Below are 21,997 nucleotides of genomic sequence, written 5' to 3' on the forward strand. Positions count from 1 at the left end.
CTTTCAATCAAAGTTTTCTTCATAATAAAATAAATAACTAATTTAAAACAAGTGCTACCTGAAATTTTCAGATAGCACTTGTTCTTATATAATTCTAAACTTTAATGTGAAAAGCTCTAATATTATTATTTTCTATTCATTAAAAATATAAGACTTCTGCATCTAAATATTTACCAACTATTGTACCCATCTCATCAACAAAAGTTTCCTTATTCTCTAAAAAATTCTTCTTTAAGTAAATTCAGTGCTTTCTCAAAATTATCCTCTGAAACCCCAGAACAGGATAGCAGTAATCTTGGATATTTTCCATCTTTTTCCGAATCAAAAGCACGAACTAAAACTCCAACATTTGCCCCACGTCTTACAAGTTCTTTCGATGATAATTGACTTTTAACTTCAAGTTGTATTAAAAACCCCCCTGAACCAGGTAATGCTGTAGCTCTATCTCCAAAAATTTTATTTATAGCAATGCATAGCTGCTGACTCTTTATCATATAAAGTTTTCTTGCTTTTTTAATTTGCCTTCCTAAATGTCCATCGCGTATAAACTGACATAGTGCAATTTGTTCTGTCTTTGATGCAGTCTGATTATATATTCCTCCACGCTTCATATATATACTAGTTAATTCCTTTGATAATACCATAAAGCTAATTCTCAGTGATGGTAGCAACAATCTTGAAAAGGTCCCCATATAAACCACTTTTTCTCCTCCATCTAAACCTTGTAATGATGGCACTGGTCGACTATAATACCTAAATTCACTATCATAATCATCCTCTATTATTAAGCAGTCCTTCGACTGTGCAAAGGATAATAGTGCAAGCCTAGTTTGCATTGGCATAACATCACCCCATGGTGTTGTATGAGACGGTGATGTATATATTATTTTAACTTTATCCTTCTCAAACTTGGATAAGTCATTGGTCATATTACCATAGATTAAAGTATCAAAGCCTCTATCTTCAAAGATAGCTCTGCCCTTCTCAAAGCCTCCTCCTGTAAAGGACACCGGTGAGCGAACCCCCGTTAAAGAGCATAAAATTTGCAGTAAGCTCTGTACCCCAGCCCCTACTACGATTTGCTCCGGAGTACATATAACTCCTCTTCGTTCCGCTACATACCGTGATAATACAACTCTAAGGTCATACTCACCTTGAGGATCTCCATAAGATAAAAGTCTTTCTCCATTACGGAGTGCACTCTTTATATATCTACTCCACAGATCAAAATTAAAGCTCTTATCATCAACTGCAGAAGTTGCAAAATCATATAGTTGCTTGTCCTCAAATTTAGATTTAGAAACCTTCACCGGTAAGGGTTTCTGAATATCCCTATAATCTAAATCACTTACGTAAAACCCACTTCCTGAACGTGGAGTAATATAACCTTCTGCAGCCAACTGTAAGTATGCTGCCTCTACAGTTGTACGGCTTATCATTCTCTCCTCTGCACATCTTCGTATAGATGGCAATTTGCTTTCCGCCTTAAGTGTGCCTAAAGAAATAAGACCCTTGTAGTGGTTATAAAGTTGAATGTATAATGGTACATTCGGAGCATCATTTGGATTAATTATAGTTGTACTTACTTTGCTCATGAAAAAACTCCCCCAAACCGTCCCTATTTAAATTTCATATTTTGTACATTTTAACAATGACAAATATTATGTATAGTATACATAAGGGATGATAAATATTCAAGTATACAGATTTAATTTAATTTTATTAACTAGCTTTACTTATCATATCAATTTAGTTAAAATCTATTTAATTTGATTTATATACATTATAAAGGGGGCTTAAAATTGGACAAATTAAGAAGAATCGTAGCAATTCATGATCTATCTGGTTTTGGAAAATGTTCATTAACTGTTGCATTACCCGTAATTTCCGTTGCTGGAGTGGAATGTACCTGTATGCCAACAGCAGTTTTATCTACACACACAGGAGAATTTACTGGCTATACTTTCCGTGATTTAAGTAAAGATATGTACCCTATGGCACAGCATTGGAATTCACTTGGACTTGAGTTTGATGCCATATATTCTGGATACCTTGGTAGTTCTCAGCAGGCAGATCTAATTGCAGATATTATACCACTACTTAAAAATGATAAAACCTTAGTTATAATAGACCCTGTAATGGCGGACCATGGACAATACTATACTAATCTAGACACTAAAATGTGCAAAGGATTTTTGAAACTCTGTGAAGTAGCTGATATAATAACACCTAACTTTACGGAAGCAACTCTCTTATTAGGTGAAAAATATGTTGAGCCACCTTATACAAAGGATTATGTTGAAGGTTTATTAAAACGCCTTTCTAATCTAGGTCCATCAAAAATTGTACTTACTGGTGTATCATTTAAGTCTGATGAGGTGGGAGCAGCCTGCTATGACAAAGAAAGCGGAGAAATTCACTACACATTTACATCTAGAACGCCAGGAAATTACCATGGTACCGGTGATCTCTTTGCCAGCGCTTTTTCAGCTGCTATGGTTAGAGGTATTAGTATCGAAAAGTCTATAAAAATCGCCATAGATTTAGTTAAAAGTTCAATTGAACTTACCTACAAAAGAGGAACTGAAGCCCATTATGGAGTAGACTTTGAAAATGTATTACCACAGTTTATTATGGACATTCAAAATAATCTTAATAAATAAATTTAGTTTATAAATTTGGGGGGTATGTAAAATGAATACAACGCAAAAGAAATTTTCTACACAAACTATGGTTTTAATTGGTCTTTTTGCCGCTCTTTGTTATGTGGCATTATTCTTTAAAATACCAATTCCATCACCTGTAGGTAAGCCATTTTTACACATGGGAAATATGTTCGTAATCTTAGCTGCACTTCTTTTCACAGGTACTATCGGAGGACTTTCAGGTTCTATTGGTATGGGTTTATTTGACTTAATGAACGGTTATGCATCTAGTGTTCCAAAAACTGTTTTATTAAAGTTCGGTATTGGAGCAATCGTTGGAGTTGTTGCCTCAAAAGGAAACAAAGATGACGCGAAATCTCCTATAAAATGGATTAGCATAGCTTCAATTATTCTTATTTTAATAGGTATAGCTCTTTTTGCTGTGTCAACTACTATGGGTAACGAAATTACTGTTGCAGGTATTGAAAAGAAACTAGTAATTAATCCTGTATTATATGTATTTTCACTTATTCTTGGAATAGCTTTAGGAATTGTATGTATCGTTTCTAAGAATTTATCTATTAAGATTCAATATGCAGTTTTAGGATCTGTAGCAGGTATAGCATTTAATTTAGTTGGAGAATTTTTATTTGGAGTAGTAACTCTTCTACTTGCTGGTAGTGGTTTTCTTCCTGCTGTTTTAAGCTCAGCTGTAAGTTTACCAGCAACTCTTATAAATGGATCATTTTCAATATTTGTTGCTGTTGCACTATATATTCCATTATCTAAATCTATATTAAAATCAAAAATTAATGTAGCTTAATTTTTTAATTATAAAAGCCAAGGCTTTACGCCTTGGCTCATTATAGTGTAGATGGGGATTATTCAGTCTACCTATAAAACATGAAAAATATTATAAATGCAATTACTGCAAAAATAATTAATAATACTGGGATTATCACCGATGCTGTAGCAAGTACTAACGCTAAAAAATCATTTTTCTCTAGCTGTAAATTTGCTACCATATCCGGATTTACTTCTCTCTTCTTAAATACATCTTTAAATGCATTTCTCATCCTACTCACGTATATTCATCTCCTTCTTCGTCTTTTATACCTGTCCCGCAAAGTGGCAAGCACAAAAATGACCTTTTTCTATTTCTTTAGTTTCTGGTACTTCTTCTTTACATATATCTTTAACATAAGGACATCTAGTATTAAACTTGCAACCTTTTGGCAAGCTAACATTGCTTGGTATTTCTCCTTTTATAATGCTTATGTCACTTTTATAATCTGGATTTGGCACAGGTATAGCTGCAAGTAATGCTCTTGTATATGGATGCACCGGATTCTTATATAAATCTTCCTTATCGGCTAGTTCTACTATAGAACCCAGATACATTACTCCAACTCTATCGCTGATGTGTTTTACAACGCTTAGATCATGGGATATGAATAAATAGGCAAGTCCCATTTTCTTCTGTAAATCCATCATAAGATTTAATATTTGTGATTGAATAGAAACGTCTAGAGCTGATACCGGCTCATCACATACTACAAACTTTGGCTGCAATGCTAAAGCTCTTGCAATTCCTATACGTTGTCTTTGCCCACCTGAAAATTGGTGAGGGTACCTATAAATATGATATGGAGAAAGTCCGCATTGCTCAATGATTTCTTGAACTCTTTTATTAAGTTCCGGCCCTTTCTTATATAATTTATGCTCAACTAATGCTTCGCTAACTATAGTGTGTACATTCATTCTTGGATTTAGAGAACTATATGGATCTTGGAAAATAATTTGCATATCTTGTCTTAGTGGTTTCATCTTTTTTTCATTATACTTTATTATATTTTCACCTCTATATAGTATCTGTCCTCCAGTTGGTTCATATAACTTAATTAGAGTTCTACCCAGTGTAGATTTTCCACAACCAGATTCTCCAACTAGTCCCAAAGTTTCTCCTTCATATATTTCAAAGGAAACATTATCTACAGCCTTAACACAAAGTTTTTCACCTGTTGCAGACTTGCCTTTTACGGGAAAATATTTTTTCAGCTCTTTAATTTCAATAATCTTATTTCTTTCCTTTTCCATTATGAATATCCTCCTCTCTATGATGTTGTTCATCCACAGTTTCATTGTATAGGAAGCATCTTACCTGATGTTTATTTGAAGCATCACTTACAGCAGGCATTTTAGTCTTACATTCTTCCTTTGCAAATTCACATCTTGGCTCAAAATAACAGCCTTTAGGAAGGTGGAATGGATTTGGAACTACTCCATCTATAGAATATAGTCTTTCTTTTTCTTCATCTAAGCTCGGTATTGATGCTAAAAGTCCCTTAGTATAAGGATGCATTGGATTATCAAATAACTCCTTAATCGGAGCTGATTCAACTACCTTTCCAGAATACATTACAATAACATGGTCTGCCATTTGTGCTATTACTCCAAGATCATGGGTAATTAACATTATTGCTGTATTAGTTTTCTCTTTTAAATCATTCATAAGCTTTAGAATCTGTGCTTGAATTGTTACATCTAAAGCCGTAGTCGGTTCATCTGCAATAAGTAATTTAGGTTCACAAGCAAGTGCCATTGCTATCATAACCCTTTGACGCATTCCACCACTTAGTTGATGGGGGTAATCTCTTGCAACTTGCTCTGGTCTTGGTATCCCAACGAATGAAAGCATATCTACCGCTATCTTCTTAGCTTCTTTTTTATTTATACCTCTATGAAGCATTACTGCCTCCATTATTTGATCTTCAATTCTAAATACAGGATTTAAAGATGTCATAGGTTCTTGAAATATCATAGATATATCATTACCTCTTATTGTTCTTATCTCTTTATCATTCATTGGTACTATATCCTTACCCTCAAACTTAATAGTACCTTCCACTATTTTACCTGGCTTTTCTATAAGCTTTAATATAGACATAGATGTAATACTTTTACCACAGCCTGATTCTCCAACAATACCGAGAGTTTTTCCTGGTTCTACATCAAAGGATACTCCATCTACTGCTTTCACAATTCCATTGTCTGTATAAAAGTATGTTTTTAAATCTCTTACCTCTAATAAATTATTCATATACTCCACCTACCTTATCTCTTTTGGATCAAAGGCATCTCTTAAGCCTTCACCCAGAAGATTTATACTTACAACTGTTAATATTATTAAAATACCAGGTGGAATCCAAATCCATGGGTTATTGGCAAATATAAAGGAATCTCTAGCTCTTTCAATCATATTACCCCAAGTTGGAGTTGGAGGAATTACTCCTAATCCAAGGAAGGAAAGTCCAGCTTCTGTTAGTATTGCTCCAGCCATTCCAAGGGTAGCATTAACTATAATATATGCAAGCGTATTAGGTAATAGATGTTTAATTATTTTTGATTTATTTGAAATTCCTAGTGCCTTAGTGGCTACTATGAAATCTTGTTCTCTTAAGGATAAAATTTGCCCTCTAACCATTCTTGCTAATCCTGGCCAAGATAATATTGCAAGAATAACCATAACCACATACATTTTCTGAGAACTTGTTACTCTCCACATTAATGCAAAGGAAAGAGTTATCATAATAGGCATGAATGGAAGTGAGCTTACTATTTCAGTAAATCTCATAAGTATGTTGTCCACCCAACCACCATAATATCCGGCAATACCACCAATAGTAGCTCCAAGAATTACTGTTATTCCAGCAGTCATAACTCCTATAAAAATAGAAATTCTGCCTCCATAGAATACTCTCATAAGTATATCACGCCCTTGTTCATCAGTTCCAAGCCAATGCTTTGATGATGGTGGTAACACCTTATTAGTTAGTTCAAATTCATTTAAGTTATATGGTGATATAATCGGCACTATAATAACTAACAGTACTATAATTGCAAATATTATACCTCCAACAAGTGCTATTTTATTTTTTCTAAATCGCTCCCAAGCAACCCTCCATGGACCCACAGCTTGGAGGTCCTGTTTTGTTTTTTCTTGTTTTGCTTTTTTAACTTCTAACATAATAAAACTAACCTCCTACCTTTACTCTAGGATCCACCAGTGCATAAGACATATCTGCAGCCAAATTCCCCAATACCATTAGTACTGCAAAGAAGGTGTTTGCTGCCATAACAACCCAAATATCTCGCCCCATAACTGATTCATAAAGTATATTCCCAATTCCAGGCCAAACAAATACAGTTTCAAGTAATATTGAACCAGCGAATAATGAAGGTATATACATACCTAAAAGTGTTACGATTGGTATTAATGCATTTCTAAAAGCATGGCGGTAGATAACGACCTTCTCCTTTAGCCCTTTTGAGCGAGCTGTTCTTATATAATCCTGATTAATTACCTCAATAACACTGTTTCTTACATATCTTATAAGTCCAGCAAGACTTAATATTGTTAACACTATTGTCGGTAACAGCATATGTTTACCTATATCTGAAATCATTGCCCATGCACTTCCATATCCAACTGCCGCCATTACTGGAGTCTTCATGCCGTTAAGTGGTATTGCTCCATTACTAGGTATTGCTATGAAAAATATCATAAGTAATGCAAAGAAGAATGATGGCATCCCCACTCCTACAAGAGAAAATACCGTCCAAAAATTATCAAAGGTTCCGTATTTTTTAACTCCGGATTTTATTCCTACAGGAATTGCTATACAAAAAGCAATGACCATTGATACAACATTGATTAAAAAACTATTCCAAATGTAATCTCCAATAACTTGATTTACAGGTTTTCTGAATTTTAATGATGTTCCAAAATCCCCCTTAAATGTTCTCGAAATCCAATTTACGTATTGTACAACTGGTCCTTTATCCAACCCCAGTTGCTCCCTTATTTGTTGCTGTTGTTCTGGTGTAGTTTTAGAACCTTGTCCTAAATACGCATTAACAGGATCTCCTGGCATAAGTGAAAGTAGAGCAAAAAGTATAATTGTTATAATTATCATAACTGGTATTAAATTAAGTAACCTCTTGCCGAAATACTTTAACATTTTATCCCCCCTAAATCTTATTTAATAAACGCCCCACCATAGGCAGGGCGCCAATAACTTATATGAAAATATTCATATTATTCTTCAATATAAGCATCTTTAAGTGCATCTACCCAGTTACAGAATGGGCTTGTTTCTAGATTTTTAACTTTTTTGTTGTATAAATCAAAGTAACTATTAGCATAAACTGGAACTATAGGTGCATCATCATTAAGAATTTTAGCTATTTTTTTGTAAATAGGTTTAGCTTTTTCAACATCTATTATGCTCCTAGCCTCATCTAATAACTTATCAACTTCTGGGTTATTATATCTAGCTGTATTGTCTTTACCACTACCTATATAAGATGAGTGAATCTCTGAATATAAAGTATCTGGATCTGGTGTAGTGATAGATGTTGCCATAAAGTAAACATTCCAATTATCTACATTTTCATCAGAGTTATAGATAACATAGTCTAGCATTGTATTAAACTCAAGGTATGCAATGTTAAGTTTTACTTTTAGACCTTCACCCCAGTCTCTTTGCCACATTGGAATAAGTGTATTTAAAATGGCATGGTCTGGCATAGCAGCTATATTAAGCTCCATAACTTTTCCATCTTTTTCTCTGAATCCACTTGGACCAACTTTCCAACCAGCTTCCTCTAAAAGAGTTTTGGATTTTTCTAAATCAAAATCATATTCAGTCATTTCACCAAGTAATGCATCGTCTATAGCCCAAGACATTTGAGAGAATGGGTGATATTGAACTGATGCAAGAACATCTCCTGATTCTTCATCTTTATAATAACTGTTTACGAATTCTTTAATATTAAAACCGTAGTACAAAGCTTGACGTACAGCTTTATCAGCTGTTGGACCTGACTCACAGTTAAATTTAGTGTAGCCATATCCACTTCTATCATAAGTATTTGAAGTTAAGAAATCCTTAGCTTTTGCTTCATTAATTTTCTTAGGCTCAATAACTCCTGGAAGCAAGTCTACATTTTTAGAAGTTAATTCTACTATGTCAGTTGTTTCGTCAACGAATTTACATACAATGTTTTCTATTTGATATCCTTCTCCATAATACTCAGGATTTCTCTTAAGAGATGCAAATTGTTTTTCTTCAAATTTCTCTAAAGTATAAGGACCAGAACCCACTGGTGTTGTTGTAATAGCTTCTATTTTAGAAGTATCCCCAACTTTATAATCTTTTCCATAATAATGTTCTGGCATTATTTGCAATAGACAACTTTCTAGGTTAGTTCTTAATGGTTGTACAAAACTAAACTTTACTGTATTTTCATCTACTGCAACAACTCCAGGAAAATCTTCTGTCTCCCCCTTAGAGAAAGCTTCATAACCTACTAAGTCCTTAGCCATTGACCCATATCTACCTGTATAAGATTTATCAGATACAATTTTATACGTAAATACTATATCATTTGCAGTAACTTTTTCTCCATCAGAGAATTTCATATCTTTTTTCAATTTAAATGTTATTTCCTTAGCATCATCTGAGAATTCCCAACTTTCAGCTGCTGATGGTATTAATTCACCTTTAACATCTCTAATCATAAGTTTTTCAAATACCATATCTATTACATTTGCATCATATGCGGATGAATAGTAAACTGGATTAAAGTTTCCCGACATCTCTGTAACACCTGCCACTAGAGTGCCTGAAGGACCTTTTTCTTCAACCTGTGTTGGATTGTCTTTGTTAGCATCATCTTTCTTGTCTTTGTTCCCACATCCTACTAATGAAAATGTTAGAATACTCGCTACTATTAAAGCCATTATCTTTCTCTTTTTCAAAATTTTATTCCCCCTTAAATAAAAATTTAAATACATAAATATATAAATAAATATAAATACATAAAATAAATGCAACATATGTATTTATATAAATTACCTAATTAGTGTTTTTATAAATTCCGTCTACTTTATGCTTTGGTATTTGCGCCATATTATGATGTGATTACATTTATATATATTCTTTATTGCTTTTATCTAAATTTATATGTTAGTTCTATTAAGAATATTCACATGTAGTTAATGTGATTTTACTTACTTTAACTATATTTCGCTTTAGTTTTTAAATAAAGTTCAAATTTCAAAATATAATTTTGAATTTTTTTACTTATTTTCAAGTTTCAATATATACATTCTATCGCGAGTATTGCAATTTGTAAACACTTTATTATAAATTTTCTGAATTTTCTTTTAAATTCTTCGAAACCTGAAACTTTAGGTTTACGAATTATTAGTTATTCTATTTACCCTAATTTCTAACAATATTCTATGATTAAACTAAGCATTTGTATAACAAACTATTAATTATATATATATTATGTTATACTATTAACATGTCTTAATAAGATTTTGTTATTATAGATTAACAGTTATAGTTTTATTTTATCTAACATATTTTTTACTTATGAATATTAGCATACAACCGACTTGCAATATTCCTCAAATTATATTGTCGATTGTTGTCAAAAATATTTTATTCTAAATAATGTATAATATAAAAATAATCCTACCTACAAATAAGCAACTATATAAATTAGAATTATGCCAAAAATCACAAAAATAACCCACCAAAGGTAACTACTTCATCTACCTTAGGAGGGTTATATATTTACATTATTATATTGTAAAGTGAGACTTATTGAGTGACAGTTTTAAATCTCCCACTCAATTTAGTCAAACTAATCCAGGGTCGTAACGACTCTTATCTCCTACTTAAAAGAAGATGGGAATATTAAAGTCGGTAGACATGGGATAAATTCCAACAATGATTAAGGGGACCACTTCCACCACCAAGATTCAGATTAGCTCTTAATGCCCCTGTTATATATTCTTTTGCTTTCTTAATGCTTTCTTTTGCATCATAGCCTGCTGCTAAATTACATGCTATTGCTGAAGATAGAGTACATCCAGTTCCGTGTGTGTTAGGATTATCTACTCTTTCGCTTTCATACCAAGTAATATTCTCATTTTCATATAATAAATCATCAGCAGCATCCTTCAAATGACCACCCTTTATAAGAATCTTACCTTGATAACTTTCAGATATTTTCCTAGCTGATTTTATCATATCTTCTTTATTTAAAATTTCAAACCCACAAAGGCACTCTGCCTCTGGAATATTAGGAGTGATTACATCTGCTATAGGTAAAAGCTTTATTATTAATGCTTCCATAGCATCTTCTGAAAGTAATCTACTTCCACTAGTAGATATCATAACTGGATCTACTACAATATTTTTAACATTATATTCTTTTAATCTTTCCACAACCTCTTCAATTATCTCCTTTGAAGAAACCATACCGATTTTCACTGCTTCAGGAAAAACATCCTTCATTATGCAATGAATTTCATTTCCCACAAACTCTTTTGGTACATCCATAACCCCATAAACCCCAGTGGTATTCTGTGCTGTTAAAGCTGTAATTACACTCATAGCATACATCTTATGGGAAGTAATTGTTTTTATATCAGCCTGTATTCCAGCTCCTCCACTACAATCTGAACCAGCAATAGTTAGTACTTTCTTCATTTAAATCCCTCGTTTCTTTTAAATGGTTCTGTTTCTTTCTTATAGTGATTGTTCTAGAGTGTCATTAGAATTGATTTTTTGTATACTTATAGAATACATTTCTATTATCCATCCAAAATTTATTTCATATCTATCTGCTCTAGCACCTCTTCTTAATCTAAATTTCATTTGATAGAATTAACATATCTTCAGATAGTTTTAACATTTCTTTTGTAGCTGACCCCACATCTTCTTTTGCAAATATAGCTGAAACTACAGCTACTCCATCTACACCTACACCTTTTAGTTTTAAAATATTTTTTTCGCTGATACCCCCAATAGCAACTACTGGTACGGATACCCCATTGCATATATCCCTTATAGTATCAAAAGATATAACATTTGTATCAAGCTTTGTTGATGTAGAAAAAGCAGCTCCAACCCCCAGATAATCTGCTCCATCTGCCTCTGCTTTAATCGCCTGTGCTACAGTCTTTGCAGTAACTCCAAGAATCTTATCTTGTCCAATTAACATTCTTGCTTCTTTAGCATCCATATCACCTTGCCCAATATGTATTCCATCAGCATTAACTTCTATAGCAACCTTAATATCATCATTTATAACAAATGGAACCTTATATTTGTCTGTAATCTTCTTTATTTCTCTAGCTTCTAAAATAACTTCTTCATAACTTAGCTTTTTTTCCCTTAGCTGAAGAAAAGTTGCACCACATTCTAAAATTTTCTCAACTTCTTCTGCTAAAGTTTTATCCTTGAGCCAAGTTCTATCTGTAACCACATATAGCTTCATATCTTCTTTACATATATTCAAATTAATCCACATCCCCACCACTATTTTTTATACTTTACTTATATACTCCTATTACTTAATTATTGTTTTTATATAAATCCTTATCAATACCTACTTAAAATACAGTAGAAATAAAAAAATATGGGATACACCAATTAAGTGTATCCCATTAATAATCTTAATGAATCTCCTACGTTGGCATTATCCAAATCAGGTTATGGGTCGAAACTACATTTGGTTTCCTCTCAGCCTACTTGTGTAAGCTCCCCGTTAATATTAAATATATTTAAACCATACTATAAATTCCCCATATTGTCAATTTAGACAATACTTTCTCATAAAAAATCTTAAGTGAGTAATATTTTTAGTATCACCGACTTAAGACTTAAGTATTATAACAAGTTAACTATTTAATAAGTATATTATATCTCTAACTGCTTCTTTAGCTTCCTTTGGTAATTTAGATATGGCTTCATTTTGTGATCTTTCATCCTTCATTTGTGCTATCTTCATTATTTCTTGTTGTAACCCTGGTATGTTATTTATTACCTCTGATGCATTATTAAATTTTGCAGCAAAATTAGGATCATTCATCTTTTGCTTAATTTTCATAATTAATTCATAACCATTCATTTAAAATCCTCCCACAAGTAAAATACTACATTCTACTTCTATTGTATTCACTTGCTAATTAAATGTTCATGAAAAAATTAAACCCAATCCATATATAACCTTCTAATTGTCCATAAATGTTTTTATTATTACAGTTATATCACAATCTTCTATATCATTAAACATAGGAGTTATCCAAAAACCCACAACTTCTTCATTATATATTATGCCTATTACCTCTTGTATTTTATCATTCCCTGTATCAAGTCTTAAACCTAAAAGCATTACTTCTTTCCCTAAATATTTGCTAAAATCATAACCTTCTTCACTTGATAATTTATTTCTTTCTTCTAATAGCCTTCCTATTTCTATTTCATTAACTATTTCATCAAAAGATTTAGGCAATATAATATCACAACCTATTCCACTATTCATCACAGTAGATAATTTCATATCCGATATCTTAGAATAAAATTCACCTAGCCCCTTCTCAGCCTCTAATTCACTAACCTTATCTTCAACATCATCTTTATATTTTTTATTATTTTCTACTACAAAGGTATCATTGGTTTCCTCATCTCCAATATCAATATTAAAATCATCTATCGCATTTGATATTAAAAGTCCAACTACTAGCACAACTATGATAAGTATTACCCACAGAATCTCTTCAAAAATAATTTTCTTTTTACCTTCCATGTCTATCCTCCCATCATATAATTCAAGCACCGTTTACATATAATTTAATTATTACCTTATATACAAATAATTATTATCTTATATGTAAATTATATGATAAAATGCTAAAAATTAAAACATTATAAATTTCAATAATTTATCTATTACAACATCTCAATGAAATATCATAATAAAATTTATTTCAATTTAGATATTGCGTTACTTAAATTTCATAATTGCTTCAAAAATAAAAAAAGCTTATATCATAAGATATAAGCGTATAATTACATATTAAAATTGGTTGCGGGGATAGGACTCGAACCTACGACCTTTGGGTTATGAGCCCAACGAGCTGCCAACTGCTCCACCCCGCGTTATTGTTTTTCTTGTTTCACTTCTTAATTATTATACTAACATACTTAGTATAATATAGCAATATTTATTTATATATTTTTAAATTTAAATAAAATTTATTTAAAAAAATATTTCTTAAACTCCAAAATATTGAACTTTTTTCCTCCTAAATAAGAATTATGAGTACGCTATAATCAATGTAATTTTATCTATAAAATATTTTTATTATATCTCTCCATAAGGTGTAAAAATTGCAATAATACAAATACTATTTATGTATTATTTACATAGTAAGGAGGAATCACATATGTCTAGTAGAACAGGTATAATTAAATGGTATGACCAAGAAAAAGGATATGGATTTATTTCTTGTGATGAGGGTGACGACGTTTTTGTCCATCACTCACAAGTTAAAGAAAAAGGAACAAATAAGGATTTACACGAAGGTGAAAATGTAACCTTCGATGTTGAAAAAGGTGATAAAGGCCCCATGGCTGTAAATGTTCAAAAAATGTAATAGAAGGCTGTCTTAAGGTTGAATATCCACCTTAAAACAGCCTATTTCTTTTTTATTGAAAATATTTAGTTATTTCTTTAATTGAATCATTTAGCGCATCTGATATACTTTCTAACTGATTTGAATTATTTAAGTTTTCAGTTGCTATTGCCGCTGTTTCTTCTGAACTAGCCATTGTCTCTTCAGCTATTCCAGATAGATTTGTAATGTTTTCATCAATTTTTTCACTACTACTTAATATGGTATAAACTTTAGAAACTACACTAACGATTTCGTCCTTCATCAATAAAACATTTCCTTTTATTGCTTTAAAAGCTTCGTTAGTTTCCTTAACTAGCTGTTGTTGCTGGTTATTTGCATTTACTAGCTCCTCAACTTCCAATACAGATACATTTGTATCTTCCCTTAAGGACCTTAGTATATTATCTATCTCCGCTGAGCTATTCTTACTCTCAGTTGCTAGTTTTTTTATTTCATCCGCAACTACAGCAAAACCTCTTCCACTCTCACCAACTCTAGCTGCTTCTATTGCAGCATTTAAAGCTAATAGATTTGTTTGCTCAGCAATTGATGATATAACATTTGTTATTCGTGCAATGTCAGAAGATTTTTCAGATAAGTTATTCATAATATTGCTAACTTCAATATTTTTATCATTAATATATTCGCTTTTTTCAGATAAGTTATATACGATTTCTAAACCACTATCTATTGCGCCTTCAGCTTCCTCAGAAGATTTTTGAACAACTTTAGCTATATCTGAAGCTTCTGCTATTCCATGTTTTATTTCATTAATAAGAGTAGTTTGGCTCTCAATTTCCACAGTAGTGTTTGTCGCCCCTTTAGCAATCTCTGATATAGCAGAACTTACCTCTGTTGTGCTTTCACCCATCAATGAAACAATTTCCTTAAGATTCTCTGATTTATCTTTAACAGTATTAGATACCTTAAATAAATCTTCTAGCATTTCTTTCTGAAGTTCATTATTCTTATTTATTATTTCAATCTTATCATTCATTTCACTATTCATCTTACTAATAAATTTTGTAACAGAAATAACCATTATTCCAAAAATAATTGATGCACCTAGAATAATAACAAGTTCTGTTCGATTTCCCAACTTAAATTGATTATACGAATAACCTAATATTAAAATAAAATTACCCAAACAAACACTACGCATTAGTACAGCATCTAGATATAAAACTAAAATTAATACAATCGGAAATATCAATGTAAAGACTGACACATGAGTTGCTGTTAATAGAAAAATTGCATATAATATTGTACACCCAATAGATATTACCCATTTTATAATACTGCTATCTCTATTTTTCAAATACAAACACATTGATATGATATAGGTTGTTACTCCAACTAAAATTTTAGGTAGTGCATATACAAAGCTTTCTTCCCCTTTATAGACCTGCATTAATGATCCAATCATCACAAAACTTATCGTTATTAAAAATATTTTTAACACTTTATTGTTTGTTTGAGAAATATGGCTCTCATTAGCATTTATAGTTCTGTCATTTTCCATCACAATTACCCCTTTACCCCTTTAGTACTATTTACTATTTTTTATTATCGTGTAATATTATATATATCTTTATATTATTATAACTTAATAGTAAAATTTTAGCATTATTTTTTTCTGTTATTATTTGTTCTTATTCGTTTCTTTGTAAATACTAATTAATAACAATTAGAAAGTAAGTAGGTAATAGACATGAATTATATAATATTTGATTTAGAATTTAATCAAGCTTTACCCAATACTAAAGATATCAAAACAGATTGTAGCTTAAAGCTCACCTTTGAAATTATTCAAATTGGGGCAATAAAACTGAATAAAAATTTTGATACAATTTCCACATTTAATACACTAATTAAACCAGTAGTCCACAAAACTATTCATCCTTACGTGGAAAAACTGACTAAAATAAATGATGAACAATTAAATTCATCTAAAAATTTCGCTGAAATTTATGAAGACTTTATAAATTTTCTTGGCGAAGATGATACTATACTAGTTGTTTGGGGAAAATCTGATGTTAAAGAACTTATAAGAAACATAGAATTTCATAACCTTTCAACTTCTTTAATTTCTAAAAAATACATTGATATTCAAAGTTATGCTTCAAAATATCTTAAGGCTGCCAAGGGAACTAACATTGGTTTAGGAAATGCTGTTGAACTCTTAAATATAGAATCTCAAGGAGAGTTTCACGATGCCTTTAATGATGCATATTATACTTCTGAAGTTTTCAAGAAAATTTTTGATGATAATATAAAGCCTACAATATACACACCAAGACCTACTAAGAGACCTCCAGTGTTTAAAGAAACTATTGATATGAATGGATTAGTTAATCAATTTGAAAAAATGTATAATAGAAAAATGTCAACAGAAGAAGAAGACATAATAAAACTTGCCTACACCATGGGAAGAACTAGACAGTTTGTTCTAAGTGATGAGGGACATTCTTAAATAAACCAAATGATAGGATATATAATAATTATTAAATTTATATTGGAAAACAAGTTTCTATAATAAAAAAACTTCAGCCTATTTTTAAGCTGAAGTTTTTTATAGAGCCTTTTATTGGTATTTATACAATAATACTAACCTGTATTTTTATATAATATCAACACATAGTAACTAAAATTTTATTCAGTATATAAACCTCTTAATATCTCTATTTCCTTTTCATATCCCTCAATTTCATTAGGTGTTTCAAGAAAAAATGGTAAATGTCGCAACTTAGGATGATTAATAATTCTAGTAATAGCTTCTATACCTATAGAACCCTCACCAATCTTTTCATGTCTATCCTTATGACTCTCAAAAGGATTTTTACTATCATTTAAATGTATTGCCCTCAATTTATCTAATCCAATTATCTTATCAAATTCATTTAATACCCCATCTAAATCATTAACAATATCATATCCAGCATCATATACGTGACAAGTATCAAGGCATACTCCCATATGATCTTTAAGTTCTACTCTGTTTATAATTTCCGCTATTTCCTCAAAACTTCTACCAACCTCTGAACCTTTTCCAGCCATTGTTTCTAATAAAATTGTTGTTGTTTGCTCTGGTTTAATAACACTATTAAGCATTTCTACAATGTAATTAATCCCAACTTCAACACCTTGCTTCACATGGCTGCCTGGATGAAAATTATATAAACTATTAGGTAAATATTCCATTCTCACTAAATCATCTATCATCATCTCCATTGCAAACTTCCTAGTGTTTTCATCTGCTGAACAAGCATTTAATGTATATGGTGCATGGGCTAATACTGTTGCAAAATCATTCTCCTTTGCCATTTCTAAAAGAGCTGCAACATCCTTTTCATCTATAGCTTTAGCTTTTCCACCTCTTGGATTACGGGTAAAGAATTGAAAAGTATTAGCACCAATTCCAAGTGCCTCCTTACCCATGTTTTTAAATCCTTTAGATGTTGATAAATGACATCCTATATTTAACATTTAATTACCTCCACTTTACATTCACTTATTTTTATATAAATTTTAATCTTGTGTTAGGCATCTGAAAACAAATAATAAGTCAAAGATGCGAAGGATATTTTGAGTTAGACAAGGAAGTAGGTTCCGCAGATAGTAGAACTATCTAAGGGTTCTGCTGACGACGTATCACTCAAAATAGCCTAGGAGACTGACTTATTTATTTTTTGAAGATGCCTTAATCTAAATCTTAATAAGATGATACTATAATAGAAGTAACTTGTACATGGACATCTAATTATATAATAAACTCATTTTCACATTTTATTAATTGTTTGTATTATATTTAAATAAGTATGTTTTTATTTCCAACTTATCTCTGGATTTTTTCTAGGTGTTGTTCTTGAATATTTTATATCTGGATATCCTATTACCATACAAGTAACAATTTGCTTACTTTCATCTAATCCTAGATAATCCATAATTTTTTTATTTCCTTGAGCTGCTCTTATAAAGAACCCACTAAAGAATGTTCCAAGTCCTAATGCATTAGTCATAAGCTCCATATTTGAAGATGCTAAAGATGCATTTACTTGTGAATCAGATACAACGAGTATTATACTAGGAGCATTAAAGAACAAACTTTCCCTTCCAGTTGGATTTGCTTTGTAGCCTTCATACATTTTCCCCCACATTTCTGCGTATCTCTTAAAAGGCATTGTTTGTGGATTTAAATTAGAAAGTATTCCTTGTCCTATGCCATTTAAGCTCTCTAATGCCATATCCTTCAACTCTTCTATCCCATCTCTTACTACTATATAAGATACATTTTGACTATTACTTCCTGTTTGTGTGAATCTTCCTGCTTCTATTATTTTTAAAAGCTTCTCTTCCTCTACATTTCTATTTTTAAAGTATCTTACACTTCTTCTAAACTTAATAAAATTCAGTAGATTATCAGCCTCTATTGAAAATTCTTCTTTATTATAATCTTTTACATCTTCCATATCATACTCATCTGTTGATATAGCATTTTTAGGACAAATAGCTATGCAGTGACCACATTTAAAACAAGTTACATTATTAATTTCAGCTTTTCCCTCTATAATATTAATATCTCTTGCAAAACAATCCTTTACACATAATCCACAACCTATACATTTATCTTTATTTACATTCATCATAAAATAATTCCCCCTACCTTATCCTTATTATCTATAATATTATCCTATCCAAGATATAACATATTTATATTTAGTGTCTACTTTAGGATCTGTAATATTGAATTCTCCATTTAAAGATTTTTCTTTGGCAGTTAAATGGAAATGACAAAGAGCAATTCCCATATCTATTCTATTCATTTCCATCTTACCATCTGTGTAAAAATGAAATTTATTTCCCTGCTTTAATATTCTCCAAGGTTGCTTATTCATAGCTGATGGAGCAATTCTTACCATTTCTAAAACTTCACTATACTTTTCTGCTGTTTCCTTAGAAAGTGGATTGTTAAAATCCTTATCAAAGAAGACTTCAGAATAAGCCTTCCGTTTATTTGTGTTGCTACCCATCATCGATGCTAAGAATGATTTTTTACCACCTTCATATCCTAACGGTGATACAATAGGAAGAATTTCATTTTCCTTTATACTCATAGCTTTTGCAAACTTACCTTTATTAAAGGTTCCACCAAGCCATACTGTTCCAAGACCTAAAGACGTACAATATAAAATTACTTTTTCAAAAACATATCCAAGGGCCTCGAAATTGAAGTTCCCTTTTTCACATGCAACAGCTAAGTAATAATTAGCTCCTTTTATCACTCCATAAGTTCCAAGTTTTACTTCTTTATTAGAATCGTCTTTTTTAATTAAGTTGACTCTCACTTTGGCATCAAAAGGATTATCTATATTATTAATGTACTCTTCTACTTTTTGAATTACCTTCTCTGATAAATCTTTATTTTCATAATTTCTTACTGAGTGTCTTAACTGTATAACTTCATTTATTGGTTTATTAAATATATTATCCATAATTTATAATCTCCTCAAACATAATTTTGACATATCCATAAATAAAATTTATAATTAGCCAATATAATTAATTAATTTTCAAATTACATATTGTGATTATATCATTACAAAACTAACTATGTCTAATTCATATTTTTCATATAAATATGACTTTTAGTTATAGTTATATGAAAAATAACTATATAGTTTTTAAATAACAATATACTAAATATTAAGGAGATAAAAATGAATTTACAACAATTAGAGTATCTTAAAACAATAGCTGAAACTGAGAATTTCACAACTGCTGCAAATTTACTTTCAGTAACTCAACCGGCTTTAAGTAAAGCAATATCAAAGTTAGAAGATGAATTAAATGTGCCTTTATTTGAGAAAAATGGTCGTAATATTAAACTTACTCGTTTTGGAAAAATGTTTTTAACTCATACTAATATAGCTTTAATGGAAATTGAAAGAGGAGTAAAAGAATTACAAGATATAACTAATCCTTTAGCAGGTACTATAAGTATTTCATCTACATCTAGTATAGGAACTTATTTTATGCCTTTTATAATTAGCAATTTTTTAAATAAAAGTCCTAATGCTAAATTCCAATTTAACCATCAATCTGTACCAGGAATACTAAGAGATTTAAAAACAAGGAAAATAGATTTGGGTTTTTATGATTGTATAGACAATATTGATTCTCACCCTGAAATTCAATCAATACCAATAAAAAGGGAAGAATATGTTCTGATTGTTCCTAAAAATCATGTTCTCTCAAATAAAACTGAAATTTCTTTAAAGGAATTAAAGAATGAATCCTTCGTTGCATTTTGTGAGCAAAGTAAAGATAAAATGCTTTCTTACTCCGAATACTTAGGTTATATTCCTAAAATTTCTATACAACCTAGCGAAGCTAGTATGCTCGAAGGCTTAGTTGCTGCTGGTGCCGGGATTTCTATAGTCCCTAATACTCCAATTATTAATACTAATACTCTTTCTATCATAAAAATTAGAGAGAATCTCAAAGATAGAGTGATTTATATGGGCTGGCTTAAAGACTCCTATATGTCCCCTATTTCAAAGATATTTAAAGATTACGTTATCTCCTCAATTGCCTAACACTACTATTTAAATACTAAAAAAACCGTACAATTCAATTTGTACGGTTTTACATATTGAAGTAATAAATACATGAAACTCCACCTCCCCTATCTTTGGTGAAGCAAGTTCCACTAGACAACTTATATATTCAGAGTGTTCCTTAATTTGTTAATCATGAATTATAGTATCTTTATTACAACAAAGTCCACAACTACAACGAGTATCACCAAACTTTAACGCATAAGCTGATGGAAACTCATTATTTACTTCCACTACCTCTTTAGCAAATTCCTCTCTGCTGGTAGGTACTTTTCCTAGAGCATTAGCTTTATTCTGAGTATCTATTATAGCACCAATTGGAACATAGGTGTTAGCATGCAATCTTATTCCGCCGGTTACAATAGCTGTAGTATCAATATAACAGCCATCTTCTACAATAGCATTAAAAACAATGGCATTAAATCCAACAAAAACTTTATTTCCTACAATACTTGGTCCATGAATTAAAGCTCCATGAGCAATAGTAGATTCCTTTCCAACATAAATTGAATATGTTTTCCCATTTACAGTGAATTTTTGATTCTGCAAACCATGAAATATTACTCCATCTTGAATATTAGAATTAGGTCCAATGTAGAAAGGGGTACCTTCATCAGCTCTAAGGGTTGCATTGCATCCAACAAATACATTTTTATCTATTGTCACATCTCCTATAACACTAGAAAATGGACCTACCAACACTGTATTATGAATAGTTGGATATGAACTTATGGGATTAAATGAAGTAGGTGGATTTGAACCAATAAAATAAGAATATAAATTAACTGGTCCTTCTTCCTCGTGCCTTTTGATTTTATAGTCACTCATAGTATTCCTCCTAACTATTAATACTTCATTAATATTCCTATTACGTATCTTATGTTACAGAATAATTTTTCTTATTCATGTACACTATAAAACATAATATAAAAAACGGAGGTAATAATTATGAGTTGTGGATGTTCATCTATCGAAAAAGATGGTAAAGCTATAGTTGATTTAGTTAGAAGTAAAGGAAAGGCAGATTTCCCACTTGCAATCCAACATGAAATAGAGTGTAGTTGTGGTAAAACCTTCACTATGACAAAACTTGTTGACGGATGCCCTCACTGTGGAATGACCTACGGAGTTACTCCATGTTCTTCTAAAAATAAGGAAAATGTAGCTGCTGCAGATATAAATTATTAATTGCT

Annotated in this window: 22 protein-coding genes, 1 tRNA gene and 1 riboswitch; of the genes, 6 read left to right on the plus strand and 17 right to left on the minus strand. The window is 31.1% G+C overall.

What is annotated here, in order from left to right; all coding sequences use genetic code 11:
* Positions 1 to 209: 209 nt before the first annotated feature.
* The gene (locus tag RSD37_RS04090; RefSeq protein WP_346945428.1) at positions 210 to 1,595 is read right to left on the minus strand and encodes a PLP-dependent aminotransferase family protein; all 1,386 of its coding nucleotides are present in this window, start codon (positions 1,593 to 1,595) and stop codon (positions 210 to 212) included.
* A gap of 207 nt (positions 1,596 to 1,802) precedes the next feature.
* Between RSD37_RS04090 and RSD37_RS04095 the strand changes: the two genes are divergently transcribed.
* Positions 1,803 to 2,663 (plus strand): pyridoxamine kinase, encoded by an 861-nt coding sequence (locus tag RSD37_RS04095; RefSeq protein WP_346945429.1) that lies wholly within the window; start codon positions 1,803 to 1,805, stop codon positions 2,661 to 2,663.
* A gap of 31 nt (positions 2,664 to 2,694) precedes the next feature.
* Positions 2,695 to 3,468 carry an ECF transporter S component gene (locus tag RSD37_RS04100; RefSeq protein ID WP_346945430.1) on the plus strand — a complete coding sequence of 258 codons (774 nt, stop codon included), beginning with the start codon at positions 2,695 to 2,697 and terminating at the stop codon, positions 3,466 to 3,468.
* Between the two features lie 67 nt (positions 3,469 to 3,535).
* Here RSD37_RS04100 and RSD37_RS04105 read toward each other — a convergent pair whose 3' ends face one another.
* The 11 genes from RSD37_RS04105 to RSD37_RS04155 form a co-directional block, all read right to left on the minus strand.
* Positions 3,536 to 3,730: a hypothetical protein gene (locus RSD37_RS04105; RefSeq protein WP_346945431.1), complete on the minus strand. Its 195-nt coding sequence runs from the start codon at positions 3,728 to 3,730 to the stop codon at positions 3,536 to 3,538.
* A gap of 25 nt (positions 3,731 to 3,755) precedes the next feature.
* On the minus strand, positions 3,756 to 4,742 hold the full coding sequence (locus tag RSD37_RS04110) for an oligopeptide/dipeptide ABC transporter ATP-binding protein (RefSeq protein ID WP_346945432.1): 987 nt from the start codon (positions 4,740 to 4,742) through the stop codon (positions 3,756 to 3,758).
* Positions 4,723 to 5,745: an ABC transporter ATP-binding protein gene (locus RSD37_RS04115; protein WP_346945433.1), complete on the minus strand. Its 1,023-nt coding sequence runs from the start codon at positions 5,743 to 5,745 to the stop codon at positions 4,723 to 4,725. The genes RSD37_RS04110 and RSD37_RS04115 overlap by 20 nt, the downstream gene beginning before the upstream one ends.
* A gap of 9 nt (positions 5,746 to 5,754) precedes the next feature.
* Entirely contained in the window at positions 5,755 to 6,672 is a 918-nt protein-coding gene (opp4C, locus tag RSD37_RS04120; protein ID WP_346945434.1) for an oligopeptide ABC transporter permease, read from the minus strand.
* 7 nt (positions 6,673 to 6,679) lie between these two features.
* Positions 6,680 to 7,666, minus strand: a complete 987-nt coding sequence (locus RSD37_RS04125) for an ABC transporter permease (RefSeq protein ID WP_346945435.1) — start codon at positions 7,664 to 7,666, stop codon at positions 6,680 to 6,682.
* A 77-nt stretch (positions 7,667 to 7,743) separates the two neighbouring features.
* Complete coding sequence (locus tag RSD37_RS04130) at positions 7,744 to 9,468, minus strand: ABC transporter substrate-binding protein (protein WP_346945436.1); 1,725 nt, start codon at positions 9,466 to 9,468, stop codon at positions 7,744 to 7,746.
* Positions 9,469 to 10,417: 949 nt separating this feature from the next.
* Positions 10,418 to 11,215, minus strand: coding sequence for a bifunctional hydroxymethylpyrimidine kinase/phosphomethylpyrimidine kinase (gene thiD / locus RSD37_RS04135; protein WP_346945437.1), 798 nt, complete (start codon positions 11,213 to 11,215; stop codon positions 10,418 to 10,420).
* A gap of 157 nt (positions 11,216 to 11,372) precedes the next feature.
* On the minus strand, positions 11,373 to 12,026 hold the full coding sequence (thiE, locus tag RSD37_RS04140; RefSeq protein ID WP_346945438.1) for a thiamine phosphate synthase: 654 nt from the start codon (positions 12,024 to 12,026) through the stop codon (positions 11,373 to 11,375).
* A gap of 148 nt (positions 12,027 to 12,174) precedes the next feature.
* Positions 12,175 to 12,285: riboswitch (TPP riboswitch) on the minus strand.
* Positions 12,286 to 12,407: 122 nt separating this feature from the next.
* Positions 12,408 to 12,638 carry a hypothetical protein gene (locus RSD37_RS04145; protein WP_346945439.1) on the minus strand — a complete coding sequence of 77 codons (231 nt, stop codon included), beginning with the start codon at positions 12,636 to 12,638 and terminating at the stop codon, positions 12,408 to 12,410.
* Between the two features lie 102 nt (positions 12,639 to 12,740).
* Entirely contained in the window at positions 12,741 to 13,316 is a 576-nt protein-coding gene (locus RSD37_RS04150; protein ID WP_346945440.1) for a DUF4830 domain-containing protein, read from the minus strand.
* Positions 13,317 to 13,593: 277 nt separating this feature from the next.
* Positions 13,594 to 13,669, minus strand: a tRNA-Met gene (locus tag RSD37_RS04155).
* 287 nt (positions 13,670 to 13,956) lie between these two features.
* On the opposite strand from RSD37_RS04155, the gene RSD37_RS04160 reads away from it, so the two are divergent.
* Positions 13,957 to 14,166, plus strand: coding sequence for a cold shock domain-containing protein (locus tag RSD37_RS04160; RefSeq protein ID WP_346945441.1), 210 nt, complete (start codon positions 13,957 to 13,959; stop codon positions 14,164 to 14,166).
* Positions 14,167 to 14,218: 52 nt separating this feature from the next.
* Here the strand turns inward: RSD37_RS04160 and RSD37_RS04165 are convergent, their stop codons facing one another.
* Positions 14,219 to 15,709 carry a methyl-accepting chemotaxis protein gene (locus RSD37_RS04165; protein ID WP_346945442.1) on the minus strand — a complete coding sequence of 497 codons (1,491 nt, stop codon included), beginning with the start codon at positions 15,707 to 15,709 and terminating at the stop codon, positions 14,219 to 14,221.
* Between the two features lie 189 nt (positions 15,710 to 15,898).
* Here RSD37_RS04165 and RSD37_RS04170 point away from each other — a divergent pair, with 189 nt between their 5' ends.
* Complete coding sequence (locus tag RSD37_RS04170) at positions 15,899 to 16,660, plus strand: 3'-5' exonuclease (RefSeq protein WP_346945443.1); 762 nt, start codon at positions 15,899 to 15,901, stop codon at positions 16,658 to 16,660.
* Between the two features lie 179 nt (positions 16,661 to 16,839).
* Here the strand turns inward: RSD37_RS04170 and RSD37_RS04175 are convergent, their stop codons facing one another.
* From RSD37_RS04175 to RSD37_RS04185, 3 genes are all read right to left on the minus strand, one after another.
* Positions 16,840 to 17,673, minus strand: a complete 834-nt coding sequence (locus RSD37_RS04175) for a deoxyribonuclease IV (RefSeq protein WP_346945444.1) — start codon at positions 17,671 to 17,673, stop codon at positions 16,840 to 16,842.
* A gap of 338 nt (positions 17,674 to 18,011) precedes the next feature.
* Positions 18,012 to 18,833, minus strand: a complete 822-nt coding sequence (locus RSD37_RS04180) for a nitroreductase family protein (RefSeq protein WP_346945445.1) — start codon at positions 18,831 to 18,833, stop codon at positions 18,012 to 18,014.
* Between the two features lie 39 nt (positions 18,834 to 18,872).
* The gene (locus tag RSD37_RS04185; RefSeq protein WP_346945446.1) at positions 18,873 to 19,679 is read right to left on the minus strand and encodes a nitroreductase family protein; all 807 of its coding nucleotides are present in this window, start codon (positions 19,677 to 19,679) and stop codon (positions 18,873 to 18,875) included.
* Between the two features lie 225 nt (positions 19,680 to 19,904).
* On the opposite strand from RSD37_RS04185, the gene RSD37_RS04190 reads away from it, so the two are divergent.
* A complete protein-coding gene (locus tag RSD37_RS04190; protein ID WP_346945447.1) occupies positions 19,905 to 20,783 on the plus strand; it encodes a LysR family transcriptional regulator in 879 nt (292 codons plus the stop codon).
* 150 nt (positions 20,784 to 20,933) lie between these two features.
* On the opposite strand, the gene RSD37_RS04195 is transcribed toward RSD37_RS04190, so the two are convergent.
* Complete coding sequence (locus RSD37_RS04195) at positions 20,934 to 21,632, minus strand: carbonate dehydratase (RefSeq protein WP_346945448.1); 699 nt, start codon at positions 21,630 to 21,632, stop codon at positions 20,934 to 20,936.
* A gap of 120 nt (positions 21,633 to 21,752) precedes the next feature.
* Here RSD37_RS04195 and RSD37_RS04200 point away from each other — a divergent pair, with 120 nt between their 5' ends.
* Positions 21,753 to 21,992: a hypothetical protein gene (locus RSD37_RS04200; protein ID WP_346945449.1), complete on the plus strand. Its 240-nt coding sequence runs from the start codon at positions 21,753 to 21,755 to the stop codon at positions 21,990 to 21,992.
* Positions 21,993 to 21,997: the final 5 nt, after the last annotated feature.

The organism is Clostridium sp. (genome assembly GCF_036646415.1).
Taxonomy (GTDB): Bacteria; Bacillota; Clostridia; order Clostridiales; family Clostridiaceae; genus Clostridium_J.

Excerpts from the sequence above, each read along its gene's own strand:
- RSD37_RS04090 (WP_346945428.1), bottom strand. The coding sequence starts at position 1,595 with ATGAGCAAAGTAAGTACAACTATAATTAATCCAAATGATGCTCCGAAT.
- RSD37_RS04100 (WP_346945430.1), top strand. The coding sequence starts at position 2,695 with ATGAATACAACGCAAAAGAAATTTTCTACACAAACTATGGTTTTAATT.
- RSD37_RS04110 (WP_346945432.1), bottom strand. The coding sequence starts at position 4,742 with ATGGAAAAGGAAAGAAATAAGATTATTGAAATTAAAGAGCTGAAAAAA.
- RSD37_RS04115 (WP_346945433.1), bottom strand. The coding sequence starts at position 5,745 with ATGAATAATTTATTAGAGGTAAGAGATTTAAAAACATACTTTTATACA.
- opp4C (WP_346945434.1), bottom strand. The coding sequence starts at position 6,672 with ATGTTAGAAGTTAAAAAAGCAAAACAAGAAAAAACAAAACAGGACCTC.
- RSD37_RS04125 (WP_346945435.1), bottom strand. The coding sequence starts at position 7,666 with ATGTTAAAGTATTTCGGCAAGAGGTTACTTAATTTAATACCAGTTATG.
- thiD (WP_346945437.1), bottom strand. The coding sequence starts at position 11,215 with ATGAAGAAAGTACTAACTATTGCTGGTTCAGATTGTAGTGGAGGAGCT.
- RSD37_RS04145 (WP_346945439.1), bottom strand. The coding sequence starts at position 12,638 with ATGAATGGTTATGAATTAATTATGAAAATTAAGCAAAAGATGAATGAT.
- RSD37_RS04150 (WP_346945440.1), bottom strand. The coding sequence starts at position 13,316 with ATGGAAGGTAAAAAGAAAATTATTTTTGAAGAGATTCTGTGGGTAATA.
- RSD37_RS04160 (WP_346945441.1), top strand. The coding sequence starts at position 13,957 with ATGTCTAGTAGAACAGGTATAATTAAATGGTATGACCAAGAAAAAGGA.
- RSD37_RS04165 (WP_346945442.1), bottom strand. The coding sequence starts at position 15,709 with ATGGAAAATGACAGAACTATAAATGCTAATGAGAGCCATATTTCTCAA.
- RSD37_RS04170 (WP_346945443.1), top strand. The coding sequence starts at position 15,899 with ATGAATTATATAATATTTGATTTAGAATTTAATCAAGCTTTACCCAAT.
- RSD37_RS04175 (WP_346945444.1), bottom strand. The coding sequence starts at position 17,673 with ATGTTAAATATAGGATGTCATTTATCAACATCTAAAGGATTTAAAAAC.
- RSD37_RS04180 (WP_346945445.1), bottom strand. The coding sequence starts at position 18,833 with ATGATGAATGTAAATAAAGATAAATGTATAGGTTGTGGATTATGTGTA.
- RSD37_RS04185 (WP_346945446.1), bottom strand. The coding sequence starts at position 19,679 with ATGGATAATATATTTAATAAACCAATAAATGAAGTTATACAGTTAAGA.
- RSD37_RS04190 (WP_346945447.1), top strand. The coding sequence starts at position 19,905 with ATGAATTTACAACAATTAGAGTATCTTAAAACAATAGCTGAAACTGAG.
- RSD37_RS04195 (WP_346945448.1), bottom strand. The coding sequence starts at position 21,632 with ATGAGTGACTATAAAATCAAAAGGCACGAGGAAGAAGGACCAGTTAAT.
- RSD37_RS04200 (WP_346945449.1), top strand. The coding sequence starts at position 21,753 with ATGAGTTGTGGATGTTCATCTATCGAAAAAGATGGTAAAGCTATAGTT.